Raw genomic sequence first — 17930 nt, 5'->3', positions numbered from 1 at the left:
TATGGCTGTGAAACGGGGTTTCTGCCAAACCGCCAAATATCCTTTTGGGATAAATGGCGGTCTGGAGAAAAGCTTAAATAAGCGTTAAACCGTTTTTTCTTGGCCGCCGGTTTCAACTAAAACCATTGGGCCATCAGGAAGGCTTGCAGCCGGTTTAGGTGCTCTGCCCAAGTTATGAGCAACAGGCTCTGCCTGAATCTGGCTTTGAGCGTCAGCATGCTTTGAAGAGTCGGTAGCGACCCAAATCATGCCGGCTGATTGCACAACGCTATGCAACGAAGTTTCTTCAAGCGCCTGGAAGGCAACTTTAGGAAGTTCTGGTGCAGGTTTAGCGATGACCTCTAACGGAGCAGCCGCAACAGCGACTGGAGCTGGAGCAGATGCAGGAGCAGAGTTTTGTGCGGGACGATTTGATTGACGTGGAGCACGTGGTGCGCGCTCTGGCCTTTCTTGTTTCTCTACTGCAGGTTTTGCGTTGCCAAAGCTGTTCGCGATGTTCTGAATTGGCATGCTTGCTGATGCGCCAGCCATTCCTACAGGAGGGCCTGCAAATGGACTTGCGGACACAGCAGTTGCAGGTGTGTTGGTAACATCATTGCCGCCTTCTGTGCGTTCACCACGTTGACCGCGACCACGACCGCGACGATTGCGACCACGACCGCGACGCTCTTCACCATCGGTGCCTGGAGTAGTTTCGCTACCAGGAGCGGCTTCAGTTGCAGGAGTTACTGCTGCTGGATTGGCTTGATTGCGGTTCCCATCTTGACGTTCTGGCTTTGGACCATTTTGATTGCCTTGATTGCGGTTGCCGTTTCGATTGTTGCGGTTACGGTTGTTGTTAGCGCCTTCTGCCGGAGCACCTTCGGCTGCAGCAACTGCTGGGCGCTCAGTACGCTCACCACGACGGTTGCGACCGCGATTGCGATCGTTGCCATTACGACCTTGATTACGGCCACGTGGATTGCTTGGCGCGGGCTTTTCTTCAACTGCTGGAGCTGAGGCGAAAAGCTTCTTAATAAATCCAAAGAAGCCGCCAGAACTTTCAGTCGCCACTTTTTCAGTACGTGCAGGACGTGGCTGGCTAACTGGCGCAGGTTGTGTTGGCGTGATTCCCTTGACCGCTGCTTCTGGACGTACTTTTACATCGGCATCTTTTTTGCTAACTGTCGTGTCTGTCTCGAGTTCGCGAGCAGCCTCTTCCGCCATCACATAACTAGCTTTTTGATCGTCAAGACGAGGATCGTCATGGCGCAAACGCTCAAGCTTGTAATGTGGAGTTTCTAAATGCTTGTTAGGAACCATCAAGACGTTCACTTTGAAGCGAGTCTCGATCTTGATGACTTCAGCACGTTTTTCATTCAAAAGGAAGGCAGCCACTTCGACTGGTACCTGTGTATGAATCGCTGCTGTGTTTTCCTTCATTGCTTCTTCTTGGATGATGCGCAGAACTTGCAATGCAGAAGATTCAGTATCGCGAATGTGACCAGTGCCGTTACAACGTGGGCAGGTTACATGGCTACCTTCAGACAATGCAGGGCGCAAACGCTGACGTGACATTTCCATCAAGCCAAACTTGGAGATCTTGCCCATCTGAACGCGCGCACGGTCATGACGCAGAGCATCACGCAAACGATTCTCAACATCTTTCTGTGCTTTGCTCGATTCCATATCAATGAAGTCGATCACGATCAAGCCACCCAAGTCACGTAAACGTGCTTGACGAGCGATTTCATCGGCAGCTTCTAAGTTGGTACGAGTAGCAGTCTCTTCAATATCAGAGCCACGGGTTGCGCGTGCCGAGTTAACGTCCACTGAAACCAAGGCTTCAGTGTGGTCGATCACGATTGCGCCGCCAGATGGCAGTGGCACAGTGCGTGAGTAAGCAGTTTCAATTTGATGCTCAATTTGGAAACGAGAGAACAAAGGCACATCATCTTGATAGCGCTTTACTCGTGGCAAATTGTCAGGCATCACTACAGACATAAATGCTGCAGCTTGTTCGTAGATGTCATCGGTATCGATGAGGATCTCACCAATATCAGGCTGGAAGTAATCGCGAATTGCGCGAATCACCAAGCTGGATTCGAGGTATATCAATAGTGGAGCAGAGTTGCCTTTGGCAGCTTCATCAATCGCTGTCCACAACTGCATGAGATAGCTTAAATCCCATTGCAATTCAGTAGCGTCGCGACCAATACCGGCTGTACGAGCAATGATGCTCATGCCATCTGGTACTTGTAATTGGGACATTGCTTCACGGAGTTCTTGACGGTCTTCACCTTCAATACGGCGGGAAACACCACCTCCACGTGGGTTATTTGGCATTAATACCAAATAACGGCCCGCTAAGGAGACAAAAGAGGTGAGGGCAGCGCCTTTTTGGCCGCGCTCTTCTTTTTCTACCTGAACAATGATTTCTTGGCCTTCGCGCAAAGCATCCTTGATGGAAGCATTGCGAACGTCAACACCTTCTTTAAAGTAGGTACGGGCAACTTCTTTAAATGGCAGGAAGCCATGGCGTTCTTCGCCGTAATTTACAAAGCAAGCTTCGAGCGAGGGCTCAATGCGAGTAATAACACCTTTGTAAATATTGCCTTTGCGTTGTTCACGACCGGCAGCTTCGATATCAATATCGATGAGTTTTTGACCATCGACGATGGCAACTCGCAACTCTTCTTGTTGAGTTGCATTAAACAACATGCGTTTCATAACACTCTCCTATGGGGGAGGGCGTCGTTGCGCGCTGCGTTAGGGGACAAGTTAGATGCCGCTTAGGACTAAGCCCAAGGCGGTATATGAGTGTGGATCATGCAAATCTAGGCATTTTTTGCCTAGTTCACCAGCTTAACTGTTGGTTAATTTGGTGCCACACTTGACGATCGCCGCAGAGACCTCCTTTAGGTCATCAATGCAGGCGCGCGCCTGAAAACTGTCTTCTAATCGCGGGTCGCGGCATACGGCACACCAACCCTGCGCCTCATTACAACGGGGGAGGGGCAACCCCGGGAGTCTTTTAAAGGGCGACTCCAAGCTCCACGATTCAAACCTGACTTCAGGTTGGTCTCGGGCCAATAAATTGGCTAGAGCGTTGATTATACGGCACAAGTTGCGTGACAATGGGGTATTGTTGAGTCCCTTGTCATCCCCTGGTGGGGTCACAAGAGAGATAAATCATGAAATCCGAACCCATTTCCAAGCCTTTAATGGTAAAAACGCCCTCTACTTCAGTGCCTGCTGCAGTGCATCTTCAGACCATTGGTCCCGAAGAGGCCGGTCAGCGCTTGGATAACTATCTATTACGCTGGGCCAAAGGGGTTCCTAAAAGCCACGTTTATCGAATCATTCGATCTGGCGAGGTTCGGGTCAATAAAAAGCGGGCTGAGCCAACCACCCGTCTGATTGAGGGTGATGTGGTCCGCCTCCCCCCAGTTCGAATTGCTGAACCAGCCCAAATGGCTGCGGTCAATAGTGCTCAAACTAAATCTCGGGCGCATGGCTATTCAGACAAAATGCCCATCCTTTTTGAGGACGAAGCCCTCTTAATAGTGAATAAGCCAGCAGGTTTAGCAGTGCATGGTGGCTCAGGTATCGCCCTTGGGGTAATTGAGACTCTGCGCATTACCCGCCCCGAACTCAAGTTTTTGGAATTGGTTCATCGTTTGGATCGTGATACGTCAGGAGTTTTACTCTTGGCTAAAAAACGGAGCGCTTTAGTGGAATTGCACCGTCAAATTCGTGAGGGACAAACTGACAAGCGCTATTACTTACTTGCACATGGCGAAATCGTGCAAGGCGCTCAAACCATGCAACTCAAATATCCATTGCATAAATACCTGCTGCCTAACGGCGAGCGCCGCGTTCGGGTTGATCCAGATGGCATACCAAGTCACACTTCTTTAAGGGTGACTAAAGCGCTCAAGCGTGAGGGCGCGTCAATCACGCTGGCTGAGGCGCAACTGAAGACAGGGCGCACTCACCAAATCCGAGTTCATTTGCAAAAGCTGGGTCACGCAATTTTGGGTGATGATAAATATGGCTTTGAGGATTTGGATAAGGTGGTTAAATCCAAACGCTTATATCTACACGCTCATTTGGCTGGTTTTACACACCCACGTACTGGCGAAAAGATGCGGATTGAATCGCCATTACCTGCAGAATTTGCGGCCATGATAAAAACCTTTGAGCAGTAAATATCAGAATGTCTCAAGTAAATAAATCAAATCGACCTTATGACCTGATTGTGTGGGATTGGGATGGAACCATCATGGATTCCACGCCAACCATCGTGCATTGTATTCAGCAAGCCTGTCGCGATTTAGGATTTAAGGCTCCTGATGACACGTTAGCCAGTTCAGTAATTGGTTTAGGAATTCAGGATTCATTGCGCAGAGCAGTGCCATGGATAGAGCCGGCCCATTTTCCAAAACTGACAGAGCGTTTTCGTTATCACTACTTAGCAAAAGATCATGAGCTTGATTTATTTGTTGGCATTCGAGAGCTCTTAGAAGAGCTGCATGCTAAACAATATTTATTGGCTGTTGCCACTGGGAAGTCGCGCGTCGGATTAGATCGCTCGCTCGGGCATCATCAGATCGGCCATCTCTTTCATGAGACTCGTACGGCTGACGAATCTTTTTCTAAGCCTCATCCAGCAATGTTGTTGGAGCTATCGGATGTCACCCAGGTGCCGACCCGTCGTATGCTCATGATTGGCGATACGACCCATGACTTAGATATGGCAGCGAATGCTGGAGTAGATGCGGTAGCGGTAACTTATGGTGCCCACCCGCCCGATACTTTAAAAGCCTCGCCATCATTGGCGCATGTGGATGATGTCGCGCAACTTTCTCAATGGCTTAAAAATAACCTGCAACACTAAGAAAGTAAAAAGATGGAAAACAACCCAAATCCCAATTGGGAACGTCAAGCTCTCGAACATCTCTTATTGGAGAATTTAAAGGAGACCCGTAAGGCACGTCGTTGGAAGGCGGTATTGCGAGTACTTACTTTGCTAGTCATTGTTGGTGCACTACTTTCAATATTTGACTTTCATCTTCCAGGCAAGGGCATGGGGGTTGAAAAACACACCGCCTTAGTAACTCTTGAGGGGGAAATTTCTTCCAGCTCGATGGCTAATGCGATGGATATCAATTCATCCCTACTATCTGCATTTGAAAATGAACATAGTGCCGGAGTTGTATTGCGCATCAATAGTCCTGGGGGCTCTCCAGTTCAAGCCGGCATGATCAATGATGAGATTCACCGCTTACGCAAGCTTTATCCCAAGAAGCCGTTTTATGTCGTAGTTGAAGACATTTGCGCGTCTGGAGGTTACTACGTTGCAGTAGCTGCAGACCAAATCTTGGTTGATAAAGCCAGTCTGGTGGGTTCGATTGGCGTGATTATGGAAGGCTTTGGTTTTACAGGCCTAATGGATAAGTTGGGTGTGACTCGTCGCATGATTACTTCGGGCTCTAATAAAGGCATGATGGATCCGTTTAGCAAAGAAAACCCAAAGCAGGTTGAAATGGTCAAGACCATGATTGATGAGATTCACCAGCAATTTATTGCGGTTGTGAAAGAGGGTCGTGGCGATCGCTTAAAAGACGTGCCGGATTTATTTTCTGGTCGCATCTGGAATGGCGAGCAAGCTGTGAAAATTGGCTTGGCCGATGGTTACGGTACTGTCGATACAGTTGCGCGCGATATCTTTAAAGCGCCCGATATTCTGGACTACACCATGAAAGAGAATTTCGCGGAGCGTGTTGCTAAACGCTTTGGTGCGGAGGCTGGTGCAGCTGCTGGTAAAGCTTTAGTGAAGACACCAGACTTAAAGTAAAAATAAAGTATTGAAAAGCTAGGCTAATAGTAGAAATACTGTTGGCCTATTTTGTAGTGAGGCACAAGCAGCTTCATTCGGGTAGCGTTTGCGCCAATCCGCAATCGAAAGGGTGACAATCATTTCTGATGGCAGACTAAGATCCACTCCAAGACAGAGCAGGCTTTGTGGCGCTAACGAATTGATACAAGCCATGAGCATGGCAGTATTTCGATAGGGCGTCTCAATCCAAATTTGAGTTTGTTGTAATTTACGAGACTCAATTTCGAGTTGCTTAAGTTTGGCAGTGCGCTCATGGGTGTCATGAGGCAAGTACCCCTGAAATGCAAAACGCTGACCATTGAGTCCACTTGCCATTAGGCCTAACAAGATCGAGCTCGGTCCAACGAGTGGCTTCACTTGGGCGCCTAGTTTGTGAGCTGCCAGCACCAACTCAGCGCCAGGATCCGCAACGCCTGGGACTCCTGCTTCAGACATCAAGCCCATATCATTTCCAGCAAGCAAAGGTTTGAGTAAATCAGCCGGTTTGACAGCATCGCCATACTTTGCATTGCGTGCAGCACCACGCCATTCACTCATTTGCATTTCTTGAATAGTGCATGCCAATGGAGAAGCAGAATCGATTGCTTTTAATAGTGCGCGCGCTGTTTTGGCGTCTTCCACAATCCAGTGCTTTAGCTTGGCTGTTTGCGCAATCGTTTCGGATGGAAGAACCCAAGGCAATTGCTCAGCGCGACCATCATCACCGAGAGTGTTTGGAACTAAATAAAGAGTACCGAGTTTGCTCATGAATTATTTTTTTTTAATGATGCTAGTTATTAATTTTCGTTTTATGTTTTTGCTGGAATTACAAACCCAGCATCGCGCAGTAAGCCGGCTAATGCAATGAGTGGTAAGCCAATTAAAGCGGTTGGGTCATTACTCTGGATGGACTCTAGTAGGCTAATACCAAGGCCTTCAGACTTAGCGCTGCCGGCACAGTCATAAGGCTCTTCGGCAAGTAAATAGGCCTCTAATGCGCTGTCTGGAAGTTTGCGAAAGGTGACTTCAGTGGGAACGCATAAAGTGGTTTGGGTGTCACCCTTCATCAAGCACAGTGCCGTTTGAAAAGTCACTATTTGACCGCGCATCAGTTGTAGTTGCACTAATGCCCTTTCAAAATTACCTGGCTTACCAATCGCTGCACCACAAAGATCGGCAACTTGATCAGAGCCAATGACCCAAGCATCAGGATGTTGTTTGGCAACTGCAGCTGCTTTGGCTTGAGCAAGTCGAAGCGCTAAAGCAAGAGTGCTCTCGCCGGTGAGTGGGGTTTCATCTACCTTTGGTGAGATGACTTCAAAGGGGATGCGTAGGCGCTCTAAAAGTTCACGGCGGTATACCGAAGTGGATGCCAAGATGAGTCTTGGATTTTGAGGTGTATTTGTGGAGGTACTCATTTTTGCTGTGCTTTCTAAGGCGCCTTCATTTAGACTGATGCCATGAATCGTAATCAAGTTTTACCTCAAGTCGAACTATCTTCCGAGCCTAGCGCCTTAAAGAGGGTAGATTTTTGTGCCCCCCAATCTTATGCGGGGTCTGGTTTTTTAAGCATGTCAGATATGCCAAGAGTGGCTGAGGAGGCTTCAACCGTCAATCCGGCCGACGGCTTCAATTGGTCGGTGAAGACCCATTTTCAGGATTCCCCAGGTAGTGAGCCTCATCAAATCCTCGAATTGGGTCTAAAGGGTCGTTTGCACCTGGTATGCCAACGCTGTTTACAAGATTGCGCGGTAGATTTGGATGAAAAACGCCGATTTATTCTGGTTTTGACGGATTTTGAGGCTGATGAATACCCTGTTGAGGATGAGGAGCAAGAGCCCCTGGTCGTAAATCAGCATTTCAACCTCTTAGAAACCATTGAGGATGAGGTTCTATTGTCTTTACCCCTGATTCCAAAGCATCCAGATGGGTTTTGTGAACCCCATGCATCTACCTTTGGGGATGGCGGTGATGAGGAGCCATCAAATGAGCGGGAAAATCCCTTTAACATATTGAAAAATATGAAGAAAAACTGAAATTAGGGGTCTTATTTCAGTTGTTGTTTTAAGTATCTTTTGTCAATAAATCAAGCGTTTAGGCTTATTTCCATGCTAGAATATCGCCTTGCTTAGGAGTTCAATATGGCCGTTCAACAAAACAAAAAATCACCTTCCAAACGTGGCATGCATCGTGCGCACGACTTCTTGACCGCACCTGCTACGGCTGTTGAAGCCACAACTGGTGAGGCTCATTTGCGCCACCACATTTCACCTAACGGCTACTATCGTGGTCGTAAAGTTGTTAAAACTAAAAACGACTAATTTTTTAGTCTAAACAGATAGAAGCGGCTCCAGTAAAAGCCGCTTTTTTCTTGGATAAATCACTTGCAGCAATCAATGAGCTTATGAGCGTTACTCTTGCTATTGATGCCATGGGCGGAGATCATGGAGTCGTCGTGACGGTTCCGGCTGCCTGCGATTTTTTAGAAAAACATGCTGATGTGAAGATCACCCTTGTTGGTGATTCTGATTTAATCAAGCAAGCATTGAGTAAATCTCCCAAAGCTCCGATGGAGCGAATTCAAATTATTCCCGCTAGTGAAGTTGTCTTGATGGATGATCCCATTGAGATTGCTCTGCGTCGCAAAAAAGATTCCTCTATGCGCGTTGCCATCATGCAAGTGAAGGAGGGCGCTGCTGATGCAGTGATCTCTTCTGGCAATACTGGCGCACTCATGGCAATCTCTCGCTACATTCTCAAAACGCTTGATGGCGTTGATCGCCCTGCGATTGCTACCGCCATACCCAATGAATTAGGGCGCGGGACAACTATGCTGGATCTTGGCGCAAATGCCGACTGCGAGCCAATGCACTTGGTGCAGTTTGCCCAGATGGCAAACGTGATGGTGCAAGTGGTGGATGGCAAACAAAACCCTTCAATTGGCCTTCTCAATATTGGTGAGGAAGTGATTAAAGGTAATGAGGTTGTTAAGCAAACCAGCGAGTTACTTCGCCAAACCTCTTTAAACTTTTACGGCAACGTAGAAGGTAATGATATTTTTAAGGGCACTACGGATATCGTGGTGTGCGATGGTTTTGTTGGCAACGTCGTTCTGAAAGCCAGTGAAGGTTTAGCAAAAATGATGAGTGGTTTGATTCGCCAAGAATTTAATCGCTCATGGCTTACCAAGTTGATGGCGATCTGTGCAATGGTGCCATTGCTAAGAGTTCGTAAGCGGGTTGATCATCGTCGTTATAACGGTGCAGTATTGTTGGGTTTACGTGGTTGTGTAATTAAGAGTCATGGTTCTGCTGATCGCTTTGCTTTTGGCTTTGCCTTGGATCGCGCCTATGAGGCAGCTAAGAACCGCATGGTAGAGCGCATTGCTGCAGCCTTTGTGGTGGAGACAAAAGTATGAGTATTTTTGCAAGAGTAGCGGGTACCGGAAGTTATCTTCCTGAGTTGCGCTTAACTAATCAAGACTTAGTGGAGCGTCTGGCTAAAACTGGCCTGGAGACCAGTGATGAGTGGATTAAAACGCGTAGCGGTATTTCTGCGCGCCACTTTGCTGCTGAGAACGAATTAACTAGTGATCTAGCAGTGAAGGCTGCACAAGCTGCTTTAACTAGCGCCGGTATTACCTCTGAAGATTTGGACCTCATCATTTTGGCCACTTCTACCCCAGATCATTTGGGCGGCTTTCCAAGTACTGCTTGCGTAGTACAAGACAAATTAGGCGCGCACACTGCTTGTGCGGCTTTTGATGTGCAAGCAGTCTGTGCTGGCTTTACTTATGCGCTTGCTATTGCAGATGCATTTATTCGTTGTGGCTCATACAGAAAAGTATTGGTCATTGGCGCAGAAACATTCTCCCGTATTCTGAATTTCCAAGACCGTGGCACTTGTGTCTTGTTTGGCGATGGTGCTGGAGCTGTTGTGCTGGAGGCTTCTCAAGAGGCGGGCATTCTCTCTACTGCATTACATGCTGATGGTAGTCAACGCGATATTTTGTGTGTTCCTGGGCGTGCTGGTAATGGCGAAGTGCATGGTTCCCCATTTATGACCATGGATGGTCCAGCTGTCTTTAAGCTTGCTGTGAAGGTTTTAGAACAAGTAGCTCACGAGGCACTCGAAAAAGCAAACCTCAAGGCTGAGCAAATCGACTGGCTAGTACCGCATCAAGCCAATATTCGCATTATGGAAGGCACGGCTAAGAAGATGGGTATGTCCATGGATAAAGTCATTGTTACTGTGCATGAGCATGGCAATACTTCGGCTGCATCCATTCCGTTGGCATTAGATGCTGGCGTGCGCTCTGGGCAGATTCAGCGTGGACAACATCTCTTGCTAGAGGGTGTTGGCGGCGGGTTCGCTTGGGGTGCGGTCACTATAAAGTATTAACGACGGGTAGAAATACGCCTCACAAAATCGATTCACTATTTCTATTCATTTCTTTAATTATTTAAATTAGCGAATTAATCACATGACATTTGCATTTGTATTTCCAGGTCAAGGCTCTCAATCCGTTGGCATGCTCAATTCCATTTCTGAGCGCCCGGAAGTGCGTGCAACATTGCAAGAGGCTTCTGAGGCATTAGGTGAGGACGTTGCAAAGCTGATTTCTGAAGGCCCTGCAGAGGCGCTGTCATTAACCACGAATACTCAGCCTGTGATGTTGACTGCGGGCGTTGCCTTTTATCGAGCCTGGTTGGCAGCAGGTGGATCTGCGCCCAAGGTAATGGCAGGTCATAGCCTTGGTGAGTACTCTGCCTTGGTTGCGTCTGGCGTTATTTCTTTTAAAGATGCTGTTCCATTGGTGCGCTTTCGTGCTGAAGCAATGCAAACTGCTGTACCGGTAGGTACAGGCGGTATGGCTGCGATTCTCGGCTTGGATGATGCAATCGTGATTCAGGTTTGTGCTGAAGCAAGCGCTGCTTCTGGCGGTGTTGTTGAGGCCGTCAACTTCAATGCCCCTGGTCAAGTAGTGATTGCTGGTGCAAGTGATGCCGTTACTAAAGCATGTGAATTATTGAAGGCTGCTGGCGCTAAGCGTGCCTTGCCGTTGCCAGTATCTGCACCATTCCATTCTTCTTTACTGCAACCAGCCTCTGAAAAACTCAAAGGCTACTTAGCCAATATTGAATTTAAAGCGCCAACCATTTCCGTTATCAATAATGTGGATGTTGAGGTATTGAATGACCCTGCAGCTATTAAAGATGCCTTAGTGCGTCAAGCTGCCAAGCCTGTTCGTTGGCAGGAAACCATTCAGGCTATCGCTTCTCAAGGTATTACTCAGGTAGTGGAGTGTGGTCCTGGCAAAGTATTAGCAGGCCTTACCAAGCGTATTAACGATCAAGTGACTGGTGTACCAGTATTTGACGAAGCTAGCTTGAATGAAGTTCTAGCAAGCCTGAAATAAAATCCAGATTAAATAAAATTAAGAAGTACTCAAAACAGCGGAAGACAAATATGAATCTCGACTTAAGCGGACAAATTGCTTTAGTAACTGGCGCCTCACGCGGTATTGGTCAGGCAATCGCGGATGAGCTAGTTAAGTGTGGCGCCAAGGTAATTGGAACGGCTACATCCGAGAGTGGAGCTAAAGCGATTGATGAGCGTTTAAAAGCTTCAGGCGGTGCTGGCAAAGTATTGAATGTGACTGCCCCAAATGCTTGTGAAGAAATTATTGATCTGATCGTCAAAGAGTATGGCGGCATCAATATCTTGGTGAATAACGCTGGCATCACTCGTGACAATTTAGCAATGCGCATGAAGTCTGAAGAGTGGACTGATGTGATTGATACCAACCTGAGTTCAGTCTTCCGTCTTTCTCAAGCAGTGATGCGTCCTATGATGAAGGCTCGTGGTGGCCGCATTATTAATATCACTTCAATTGTCGGCCATATGGGTAATCCTGGTCAGGCAAATTACGCTGCTGCAAAGGCGGGGGTTTCAGGTATGACTCGTGCTTTAGCCCGTGAGATCGGTAGCCGTAATATCACTGTGAATTGCGTAGCTCCTGGATTTATTGATACTGATATGACCCGTGCCTTGAGCGAAGAACAGCAAAATGCCCTAAAAGTGAACATTCCTTTGGCGCGTTTGGGTAGTCCTGAGGATGTCGCCCAAGCGGTGGCCTTTTTGGCCTCTCCAGCTGCTGGTTATATTACGGGTAATACCCTCCACGTCAATGGCGGACTCTATTTAGCCTAACGGCAAAGCCAGGATTTGGTCATTTTTAGGCGAATTTGCTAATTCGGTCCGCCAAACTGATAAAATCCTCTCATCGTTTTTTACAACCCCTGGGGAAATTAATGGACAACATCGAACAACGCGTTAAGAAAATCGTCGCCGAGCAATTGGGCGTCGCTGAAGGAGACATCAAGAATGAATCTTCTTTTGTGAACGACTTGGGCGCTGACTCTCTTGACACTGTTGAGCTGGTTATGGCTTTGGAAGATGAATTCGGCATCGAAATTCCTGATGAGGAAGCTGAAAAGATCACCACAGTTCAGCTCGCGATCGACTTCGCTACATCAAAAGCTCAGGGTTAATTCCCTAGCCTAGGTATTACTGTGTCAGCATCAAATGGCCGACGCCGGGTAGTAGTTACCGGCCTTGGTCTTATCTCACCTGTTGGTAATTCGGTTGATGTAGCTTGGTCTAATTTGCTTGCGGGCAAATCAGGTATTGCTACCATCACCAAGTTTGACCACACTCCGCTTAGCGTTCATTTCGCTGGAGAGGTGAAAGATTTCAATGTCGAGGAATATGTTTCTGCCAAAGAGGCGCGCCATATGGATACCTTTATCCATTACGGCATTGCCGCTGGTACGCAAGCCATTCGCGACAGTGGTTTAGAGATTACCGAACAAAACGCTGAGCGCATTGGCGTCATGGTTGGCTCCGGTATCGGTGGCTTGCCAATGATTGAGGCAACGGGTGCTGAGTTGTTGGCTCGCGGCCCCCGTCGTATTTCACCGTTCTTTGTTCCAGGCTCCATCATCAATATGATTTCTGGGCACCTCAGTATTTTGTTTGGCCTTAAAGGTCCAAACGTTGCTGCGGTAACTGCGTGTACTACTGGATTGCACAGCATCGGTTTAGCTGCTCGCTTAATTCAGTATGGCGACGCGGATGTGATGGTTGCTGGTGGTGCTGAATCAACTATCTCTGCATTAGGCGTTGGCGGCTTTGCTTCTGCAAGAGCGCTTTCTACCCGCAACGATGATCCTGCTACTGCGTCACGCCCTTGGGATAAAGACCGCGATGGTTTTGTTCTGGGTGAGGGCGCAGGTGTTGTTGTGATTGAAGAGTATGAGCACGCTAAAGCTCGCGGAGCAAAAATCTATTGCGAATTACTGGGCTTTGGTATGAGTGGTGATGCTTATCATATGACTGCACCAAATATGGATGGCCCCCGTCGTTGCATGGTGAATGCAATGCGTGATGCCAAACTCAATCCAGATCAAATTCAGTATTTAAATGCTCACGGAACTTCTACGCCTTTGGGCGACAAGAATGAAACCGAAGCGATTAAAGCGGCTTTGGGCGATCATGCCAAAAAGGCTTTAATAAACTCTACCAAGTCGATGACTGGCCACCTTTTGGGCGGCGCCGGTGGCTTGGAGTCTGTTTTCACGATTTTGGCCCTTCATAACCAAAAATCACCACCTACTATCAATATCTTCAATCAAGATCCTGAGTGCGACCTGGACTACTGCGCCAATACCGCTAGGGATGTGAAGATTGACCATGCAGTCAAAAACAATTTTGGCTTTGGGGGTACTAACGGTACCTTGATTTTTGGCAAACTGACCTAATATTCTTAATATCTTCTTTGTTGGTTTTCACCAAGTAGGTCTATAGCATTATGAAAAAGTATTTAATTGCGCTCTTGGCTATCTTTGGTCTGGGGCAAGTTGCGTTTATTCCACCTGCGTTAGCTCAAAATCCTCGAGTCACCATTCCTGACTTTGCGGATTTGGTTGAACGCGCTAGTCCTGCGGTCGTCAATATTCGTACTACTGAAAAAGTAGTAGTGCAGCAAGTGCAAGGTGGCATACCTGGGATGCCAGAAGATCAGGCGGAATTTTTCCGCCGTTTCTTTGGCGTACCTATTCCGGGAATTCCAAACGGACCTAAACCAGCGCAACCTAATCCAGGCAAGCCGCAAGAAGCAGATCGTGGCGTAGGCTCTGGTTTCATTATTGAATCCAATGGTTTGATTTTGACTAATGCTCATGTTGTTGAGGGCGCCACCACTATTTATGTAACCCTGACTGATAAGCGCGAGTTCAAAGCAAAGTTACTTGGCATGGATAAGCGTACCGATGTTGCAGTCGTCAAAATTGAAGCGCGTGATTTACCAAAGCTACCTTTAGGTGACTCATCCAAGGTGCGAGTAGGTGAGTGGGTCCTGGCAATTGGCTCCCCGTTCGGCCTTGAGAATACGGTGACTGCAGGTATTGTGTCGGCGAAGAGTCGCGATACAGGTGACTACTTACCCTTTATTCAGACTGACGTAGCTGTGAATCCTGGAAACTCTGGTGGCCCACTTTTAAATACTGCTGGTCAAGTGATTGGTATCAACTCACAAATATTTAGTCGCTCTGGTGGCTATATGGGGATCTCTTTTGCAATTCCGATTGATGAGGCAATGCGTGTTGCAGATCAATTGCGTACATCCGGAAAGATTTCTCGCGGGCGCATTGGTGTTGCTTTGGGTGAGATGACGAAAGAGGTAGCTGAGAGTTTAGGCTTAGGCAAACCACGTGGTGCTTATGTTCGTAACGTTGAACCAGGTGGCCCTGCAGCCGCCGGTGGAATTGAGGCGGGCGATGTGATTCTGAGCTTCAATGGCAAAGATATTTCTAAGTCCACCGATTTGCCTAGAGTCGTAGGTGAAACCAAGCCAGGCACTTCTGTGCCAGTACAAGTTTGGCGTAAAGGCGGAGCCCGTGATTTAACGGTCACTGTAACTGATACCGAATCTACTCAGGCGGCTAATAAAAAGGCAGATGCCCCTGCGGCAAATGGCAATAGCGCCAATACCCTGGGAGTTGTTGTTGGTGAACTATCGGATGCCAAAAAGAAGGATTTGAATATCAAGGGCGGGGTTGAGGTGACCGGGTTAGGGGATGGCCCTTTGGCAAAAGCGGGGATTCGACCAGGTGACGTCATTATTCGGGTGGCAGATGCCGATATTACGAGCGTTAAGCAGTTTGAGGCTCTAGTTAAGGGTTTGGACGCTAATAAGGCTGTACCGGTCTTTATCCGCCGCGCTGACAGCACTTTAGTCGTTCCTGTAAGGCCTAAATAACCCCATTTTGGGCCTAAAAAAGGGGTTTGGCGCCTTTTAGGCGCCACCCATTACAATCACTTTAAGACGACTTTTTGCAGCGCATCATCGTGGTGCGTTCTGACAAGGCGTTTTTTGAATGACCTATTAAGACGCTATGGATTTAATCCGCAATTTTTCTATCATCGCCCATATCGATCACGGCAAATCGACGCTTGCTGATCGCATTATTCAACTCTGCGGCGGTCTCTCTGATCGTGAAATGGAAGCACAAGTTCTAGACTCAATGGATATTGAGCGTGAGCGCGGCATCACTATTAAGGCGCAAACCGCAGCGTTAAATTACAAAGCCAAAGACGGCAAGATTTACCACATCAACCTGATTGACACCCCAGGACACGTTGACTTCTCTTATGAGGTCAGTCGCTCTTTGTCTGCCTGTGAAGGTGCCTTGTTAGTCGTAGATGCCAGTCAAGGTGTTGAAGCGCAAACAGTTGCCAACTGTTACATGGCGCTTGAGTTAGGTGTTGAGGTTGTACCAGTACTCAACAAGATAGACTTGCCGCAAGCCGATCCTGAGCGCGCCAAAAAAGAAATTGAAGACGTCATTGGTATCGATGCTTCTGAGGCCGTCACCTGCTCAGCCAAAACAGGTTTGGGTGTTGCGGATGTCATCGAGGAAATGATCGCCAGAGTGCCGCCGCCAAAGGGTAATGCAGAAGATCCATTGCAAGCCTTGATTATTGACTCCTGGTTTGACAATTACGTAGGCGTTGTCATGTTGGTGCGCGTTGTGAATGGCACTCTAAAACCAAAAGAAAAAATTACCTTGATGGCCAATGGTTCAAGCCATTTAGTCGAGCATGTAGGTGTGTTTAGTCCGAAGTCAGTAGATCGTCCAGAGTTATCTGCTGGTCAAGTGGGCTTTGTGATTGCCGGCATTAAAGAATTAAAAGCTGCCAAGGTTGGCGACACCGTGACACATACTCCCGGGCAGCAAGGGCGCGTTCCTGCGGCTGAGCCACTACCTGGTTTTAAAGAAGTGAAGCCCCAAGTTTTTGCTGGCCTATATCCAGTAGAAGCGAGTGAATACGATCAGTTGCGCGAATCCCTTGAGAAGCTCAAGCTAAATGATGCTTCACTCTTGTATGAGCCAGAGGTATCTCAGGCTCTTGGTTTTGGATTCCGCTGCGGCTTCTTAGGTTTGTTGCACATGGAGATTGTGCAAGAGCGTTTAGAGCGTCAGTACGGCATGAATCTCATCACGACTGCTCCAACGGTGGTGTATCAAGTGGAGCAGTCTGATGGCACGCTCATGATGGTGGATAACCCGTCGAAGATGCCTGAGGCCAGCAAGATCAATACGATTCTTGAACCTATCGTGACCGTTAATTTATACATGCCGCAAGAGTATGTGGGGGCGATGATTACCTTGTGCGTAGGTAAGCGTGGTATTCAGATGGATATGAACTACTTAGGTCGTCAGGTCAAACTCACTTACGAGTTGCCGATGGCCGAGATTGTTTTGGACTTCTTTGACAAAATGAAATCCATCTCACGCGGATATGCCTCAATGGATTACGAGTTCAAAGAATATCGCCCAGCAGATGTTGTTAAGGTCGATATCCTGATTAATAGTGAGCGGGTAGATGCCCTCTCTGTGATTGTTCACCGCAGTAATAGTCAACATCGTGGGCGCGAAGTGGTGGCCAAGATGCGCGGCATTATTCCTCGTCAAATGTTCGATGTGGCTATTCAGGCAGCGATTGGTAGCAATATTGTTGCGCGTGAAAACGTCAAGGCATTGCGCAAGAACGTGTTGGCAAAGTGCTACGGCGGTGACATCTCCCGTAAGCGTAAGTTATTAGAGAAGCAAAAAGAAGGTAAGAAACGTATGAAGCAAGTAGGTAACGTGGAAATTCCACAAGAAGCCTTCTTGGCTATTCTGCAGGTGGAGGATTAATGAACTTTGCTCTAGTCCTTTTTATTTTGGTGATTGTTTCTGGAATCGCTTGGGTTGCTGACAAATTGCACTTTGCCCCGCAAAGACGTTTGGCTGGTATTGACCGTATGCCTTTGTGGCTTGAATACACCGCAGGCTTCTTCCCAGTTATTTGTGCAGTATTTGTATTGCGCTCTTTTATTGCTGAGCCTTTCAAGATTCCTTCCGGCTCAATGATTCCTACATTACAAATCGGTGACTTCATTTTGGTAAATAAATTTACCTATGGAATTCGTTTGCCGGTGCTCAATCAAAAAGTCGTTGATTTGGGTTCGCCTAAGCGTGGCGATGTTGTCGTATTTCGCTACCCCCGTGATGAATCGGTGGATTACATCAAGCGTGTAGTGGCATTGCCAGGCGATGAAATCACTTATGAAAATAAGCGCTTGATTATTAATGGGCAGCCCTTGCAATATAGTGGCGGTGAGCCGTATCTCGATCCTGAGAATATGCGCTATGCCAAACGTTTCACAGAAACCTTCCCGGCAGATTTAGGTGGCAATCGTCATGACATCCTCAATGACCCAGATCGTCCAGCCACCGTATTTCCGACTGAGCGTTTTCCGGGTTCTGAGTTCTGCCAGTACCAACAGTCAGGCGTGACTTGCAAGGTGCCCGCAGGGCATTACTTTGCGATGGGTGATAACCGTGATAACAGCGCAGACTCACGTTACTGGGGCTTTGTACCGGATAAAAACATTGTTGGCAAAGCCTTCTTTGTTTGGCTTAATCTAGGCAATCTTGGCCGCATAGGCGGATTCGAGTAA

Annotated in this window: 17 protein-coding genes; 14 read left to right on the top strand and 3 right to left on the bottom strand. The window is 47.7% G+C overall.

Going from position 1 to position 17930, the window contains the following annotated elements; all coding sequences use genetic code 11:
* Window positions 1–84: 84 nt before the first annotated feature.
* A complete protein-coding gene (locus VC159_RS08785; protein ID WP_215359359.1) occupies window positions 85–2709 on the bottom strand; it encodes an Rne/Rng family ribonuclease in 2625 nt (874 codons plus the stop codon).
* Between the two features lie 464 nt (window positions 2710–3173).
* Between VC159_RS08785 and VC159_RS08780 the strand changes: the two genes are divergently transcribed.
* From VC159_RS08780 to sppA, 3 genes are read left to right on the top strand one after another with little or no spacing between them, the layout of a single operon-like run.
* The gene (locus VC159_RS08780) at window positions 3174–4190 is read left to right on the top strand and encodes an RluA family pseudouridine synthase (RefSeq protein WP_215359361.1); all 1017 of its coding nucleotides are present in this window, start codon (window positions 3174–3176) and stop codon (window positions 4188–4190) included.
* Between the two features lie 8 nt (window positions 4191–4198).
* Window positions 4199–4879: an HAD-IA family hydrolase gene (locus tag VC159_RS08775; RefSeq protein WP_215359363.1), complete on the top strand. Its 681-nt coding sequence runs from the start codon at window positions 4199–4201 to the stop codon at window positions 4877–4879.
* A 12-nt stretch (window positions 4880–4891) separates the two neighbouring features.
* Entirely contained in the window at window positions 4892–5839 is a 948-nt protein-coding gene (gene sppA, locus VC159_RS08770) for a signal peptide peptidase SppA (RefSeq protein WP_215359364.1), read from the top strand.
* A gap of 18 nt (window positions 5840–5857) precedes the next feature.
* On the opposite strand, the gene VC159_RS08765 is transcribed toward sppA, so the two are convergent.
* The gene (locus tag VC159_RS08765; protein WP_215359366.1) at window positions 5858–6628 is read right to left on the bottom strand and encodes an SAM-dependent methyltransferase; all 771 of its coding nucleotides are present in this window, start codon (window positions 6626–6628) and stop codon (window positions 5858–5860) included.
* Window positions 6629–6669: 41 nt separating this feature from the next.
* Window positions 6670–7278 (bottom strand): Maf family nucleotide pyrophosphatase, encoded by a 609-nt coding sequence (locus VC159_RS08760; protein ID WP_215359368.1) that lies wholly within the window; start codon window positions 7276–7278, stop codon window positions 6670–6672.
* Window positions 7279–7320: 42 nt separating this feature from the next.
* Here VC159_RS08760 and VC159_RS08755 point away from each other — a divergent pair, with 42 nt between their 5' ends.
* The 11 genes from VC159_RS08755 (at window position 7321) to lepB (ending at window position 17930) form a co-directional block, all read left to right on the top strand.
* A complete protein-coding gene (locus tag VC159_RS08755) occupies window positions 7321–7896 on the top strand; it encodes a DUF177 domain-containing protein (RefSeq protein WP_323473333.1) in 576 nt (191 codons plus the stop codon).
* A 105-nt stretch (window positions 7897–8001) separates the two neighbouring features.
* Complete coding sequence (gene rpmF / locus VC159_RS08750; RefSeq protein ID WP_011902241.1) at window positions 8002–8181, top strand: 50S ribosomal protein L32; 180 nt, start codon at window positions 8002–8004, stop codon at window positions 8179–8181.
* 83 nt (window positions 8182–8264) lie between these two features.
* Entirely contained in the window at window positions 8265–9278 is a 1014-nt protein-coding gene (plsX, locus tag VC159_RS08745; protein WP_323473332.1) for a phosphate acyltransferase PlsX, read from the top strand.
* A complete protein-coding gene (locus VC159_RS08740) occupies window positions 9275–10261 on the top strand; it encodes a beta-ketoacyl-ACP synthase III (protein ID WP_323473331.1) in 987 nt (328 codons plus the stop codon). Before plsX ends, VC159_RS08740 begins: the two co-directional genes overlap by 4 nt.
* A gap of 82 nt (window positions 10262–10343) precedes the next feature.
* Entirely contained in the window at window positions 10344–11279 is a 936-nt protein-coding gene (gene fabD, locus VC159_RS08735; protein WP_215359375.1) for an ACP S-malonyltransferase, read from the top strand.
* Between the two features lie 50 nt (window positions 11280–11329).
* A complete protein-coding gene (gene fabG, locus VC159_RS08730) occupies window positions 11330–12073 on the top strand; it encodes a 3-oxoacyl-ACP reductase FabG (RefSeq protein WP_215359376.1) in 744 nt (247 codons plus the stop codon).
* A gap of 101 nt (window positions 12074–12174) precedes the next feature.
* The gene (gene acpP, locus VC159_RS08725) at window positions 12175–12414 is read left to right on the top strand and encodes an acyl carrier protein (protein ID WP_011902246.1); all 240 of its coding nucleotides are present in this window, start codon (window positions 12175–12177) and stop codon (window positions 12412–12414) included.
* Between the two features lie 21 nt (window positions 12415–12435).
* Window positions 12436–13683, top strand: a complete 1248-nt coding sequence (gene fabF, locus VC159_RS08720) for a beta-ketoacyl-ACP synthase II (protein ID WP_215359378.1) — start codon at window positions 12436–12438, stop codon at window positions 13681–13683.
* Window positions 13684–13733: 50 nt separating this feature from the next.
* On the top strand, window positions 13734–15182 hold the full coding sequence (locus VC159_RS08715; protein ID WP_215359380.1) for a DegQ family serine endoprotease: 1449 nt from the start codon (window positions 13734–13736) through the stop codon (window positions 15180–15182).
* 136 nt (window positions 15183–15318) lie between these two features.
* Window positions 15319–17124, top strand: a complete 1806-nt coding sequence (gene lepA, locus VC159_RS08710) for a translation elongation factor 4 (RefSeq protein ID WP_215359382.1) — start codon at window positions 15319–15321, stop codon at window positions 17122–17124.
* Window positions 17124–17930, top strand: coding sequence for a signal peptidase I (gene lepB / locus VC159_RS08705; RefSeq protein ID WP_323473330.1), 807 nt, complete (start codon window positions 17124–17126; stop codon window positions 17928–17930). Before lepA ends, lepB begins: the two co-directional genes overlap by 1 nt.

The organism is Polynucleobacter sp. JS-JIR-II-c23, assembly GCF_035011225.1.
In the GTDB taxonomy this organism is placed as follows: Bacteria; Pseudomonadota; Gammaproteobacteria; order Burkholderiales; family Burkholderiaceae; genus Polynucleobacter.
This window is presented reverse-complemented; position numbering and strand designations above follow the sequence as displayed.

What these genes read in the sequence shown, in the direction of transcription:
- VC159_RS08785 (WP_215359359.1), bottom strand. Translation starts at nt 2,709, where the DNA reads ATGAAACGCATGTTGTTTAATGCAACTCAACAAGAAGAGTTGCGAGTT.
- VC159_RS08780 (WP_215359361.1), top strand. Translation starts at nt 3,174, where the DNA reads ATGAAATCCGAACCCATTTCCAAGCCTTTAATGGTAAAAACGCCCTCT.
- VC159_RS08775 (WP_215359363.1), top strand. Translation starts at nt 4,199, where the DNA reads ATGTCTCAAGTAAATAAATCAAATCGACCTTATGACCTGATTGTGTGG.
- sppA (WP_215359364.1), top strand. Translation starts at nt 4,892, where the DNA reads ATGGAAAACAACCCAAATCCCAATTGGGAACGTCAAGCTCTCGAACAT.
- VC159_RS08765 (WP_215359366.1), bottom strand. Translation starts at nt 6,628, where the DNA reads ATGAGCAAACTCGGTACTCTTTATTTAGTTCCAAACACTCTCGGTGAT.
- VC159_RS08760 (WP_215359368.1), bottom strand. Translation starts at nt 7,278, where the DNA reads ATGAGTACCTCCACAAATACACCTCAAAATCCAAGACTCATCTTGGCA.
- VC159_RS08755 (WP_323473333.1), top strand. Translation starts at nt 7,321, where the DNA reads ATGAATCGTAATCAAGTTTTACCTCAAGTCGAACTATCTTCCGAGCCT.
- rpmF (WP_011902241.1), top strand. Translation starts at nt 8,002, where the DNA reads ATGGCCGTTCAACAAAACAAAAAATCACCTTCCAAACGTGGCATGCAT.
- plsX (WP_323473332.1), top strand. Translation starts at nt 8,265, where the DNA reads ATGAGCGTTACTCTTGCTATTGATGCCATGGGCGGAGATCATGGAGTC.
- VC159_RS08740 (WP_323473331.1), top strand. Translation starts at nt 9,275, where the DNA reads ATGAGTATTTTTGCAAGAGTAGCGGGTACCGGAAGTTATCTTCCTGAG.
- fabD (WP_215359375.1), top strand. Translation starts at nt 10,344, where the DNA reads ATGACATTTGCATTTGTATTTCCAGGTCAAGGCTCTCAATCCGTTGGC.
- fabG (WP_215359376.1), top strand. Translation starts at nt 11,330, where the DNA reads ATGAATCTCGACTTAAGCGGACAAATTGCTTTAGTAACTGGCGCCTCA.
- acpP (WP_011902246.1), top strand. Translation starts at nt 12,175, where the DNA reads ATGGACAACATCGAACAACGCGTTAAGAAAATCGTCGCCGAGCAATTG.
- VC159_RS08715 (WP_215359380.1), top strand. Translation starts at nt 13,734, where the DNA reads ATGAAAAAGTATTTAATTGCGCTCTTGGCTATCTTTGGTCTGGGGCAA.
- lepA (WP_215359382.1), top strand. Translation starts at nt 15,319, where the DNA reads ATGGATTTAATCCGCAATTTTTCTATCATCGCCCATATCGATCACGGC.
- lepB (WP_323473330.1), top strand. Translation starts at nt 17,124, where the DNA reads ATGAACTTTGCTCTAGTCCTTTTTATTTTGGTGATTGTTTCTGGAATC.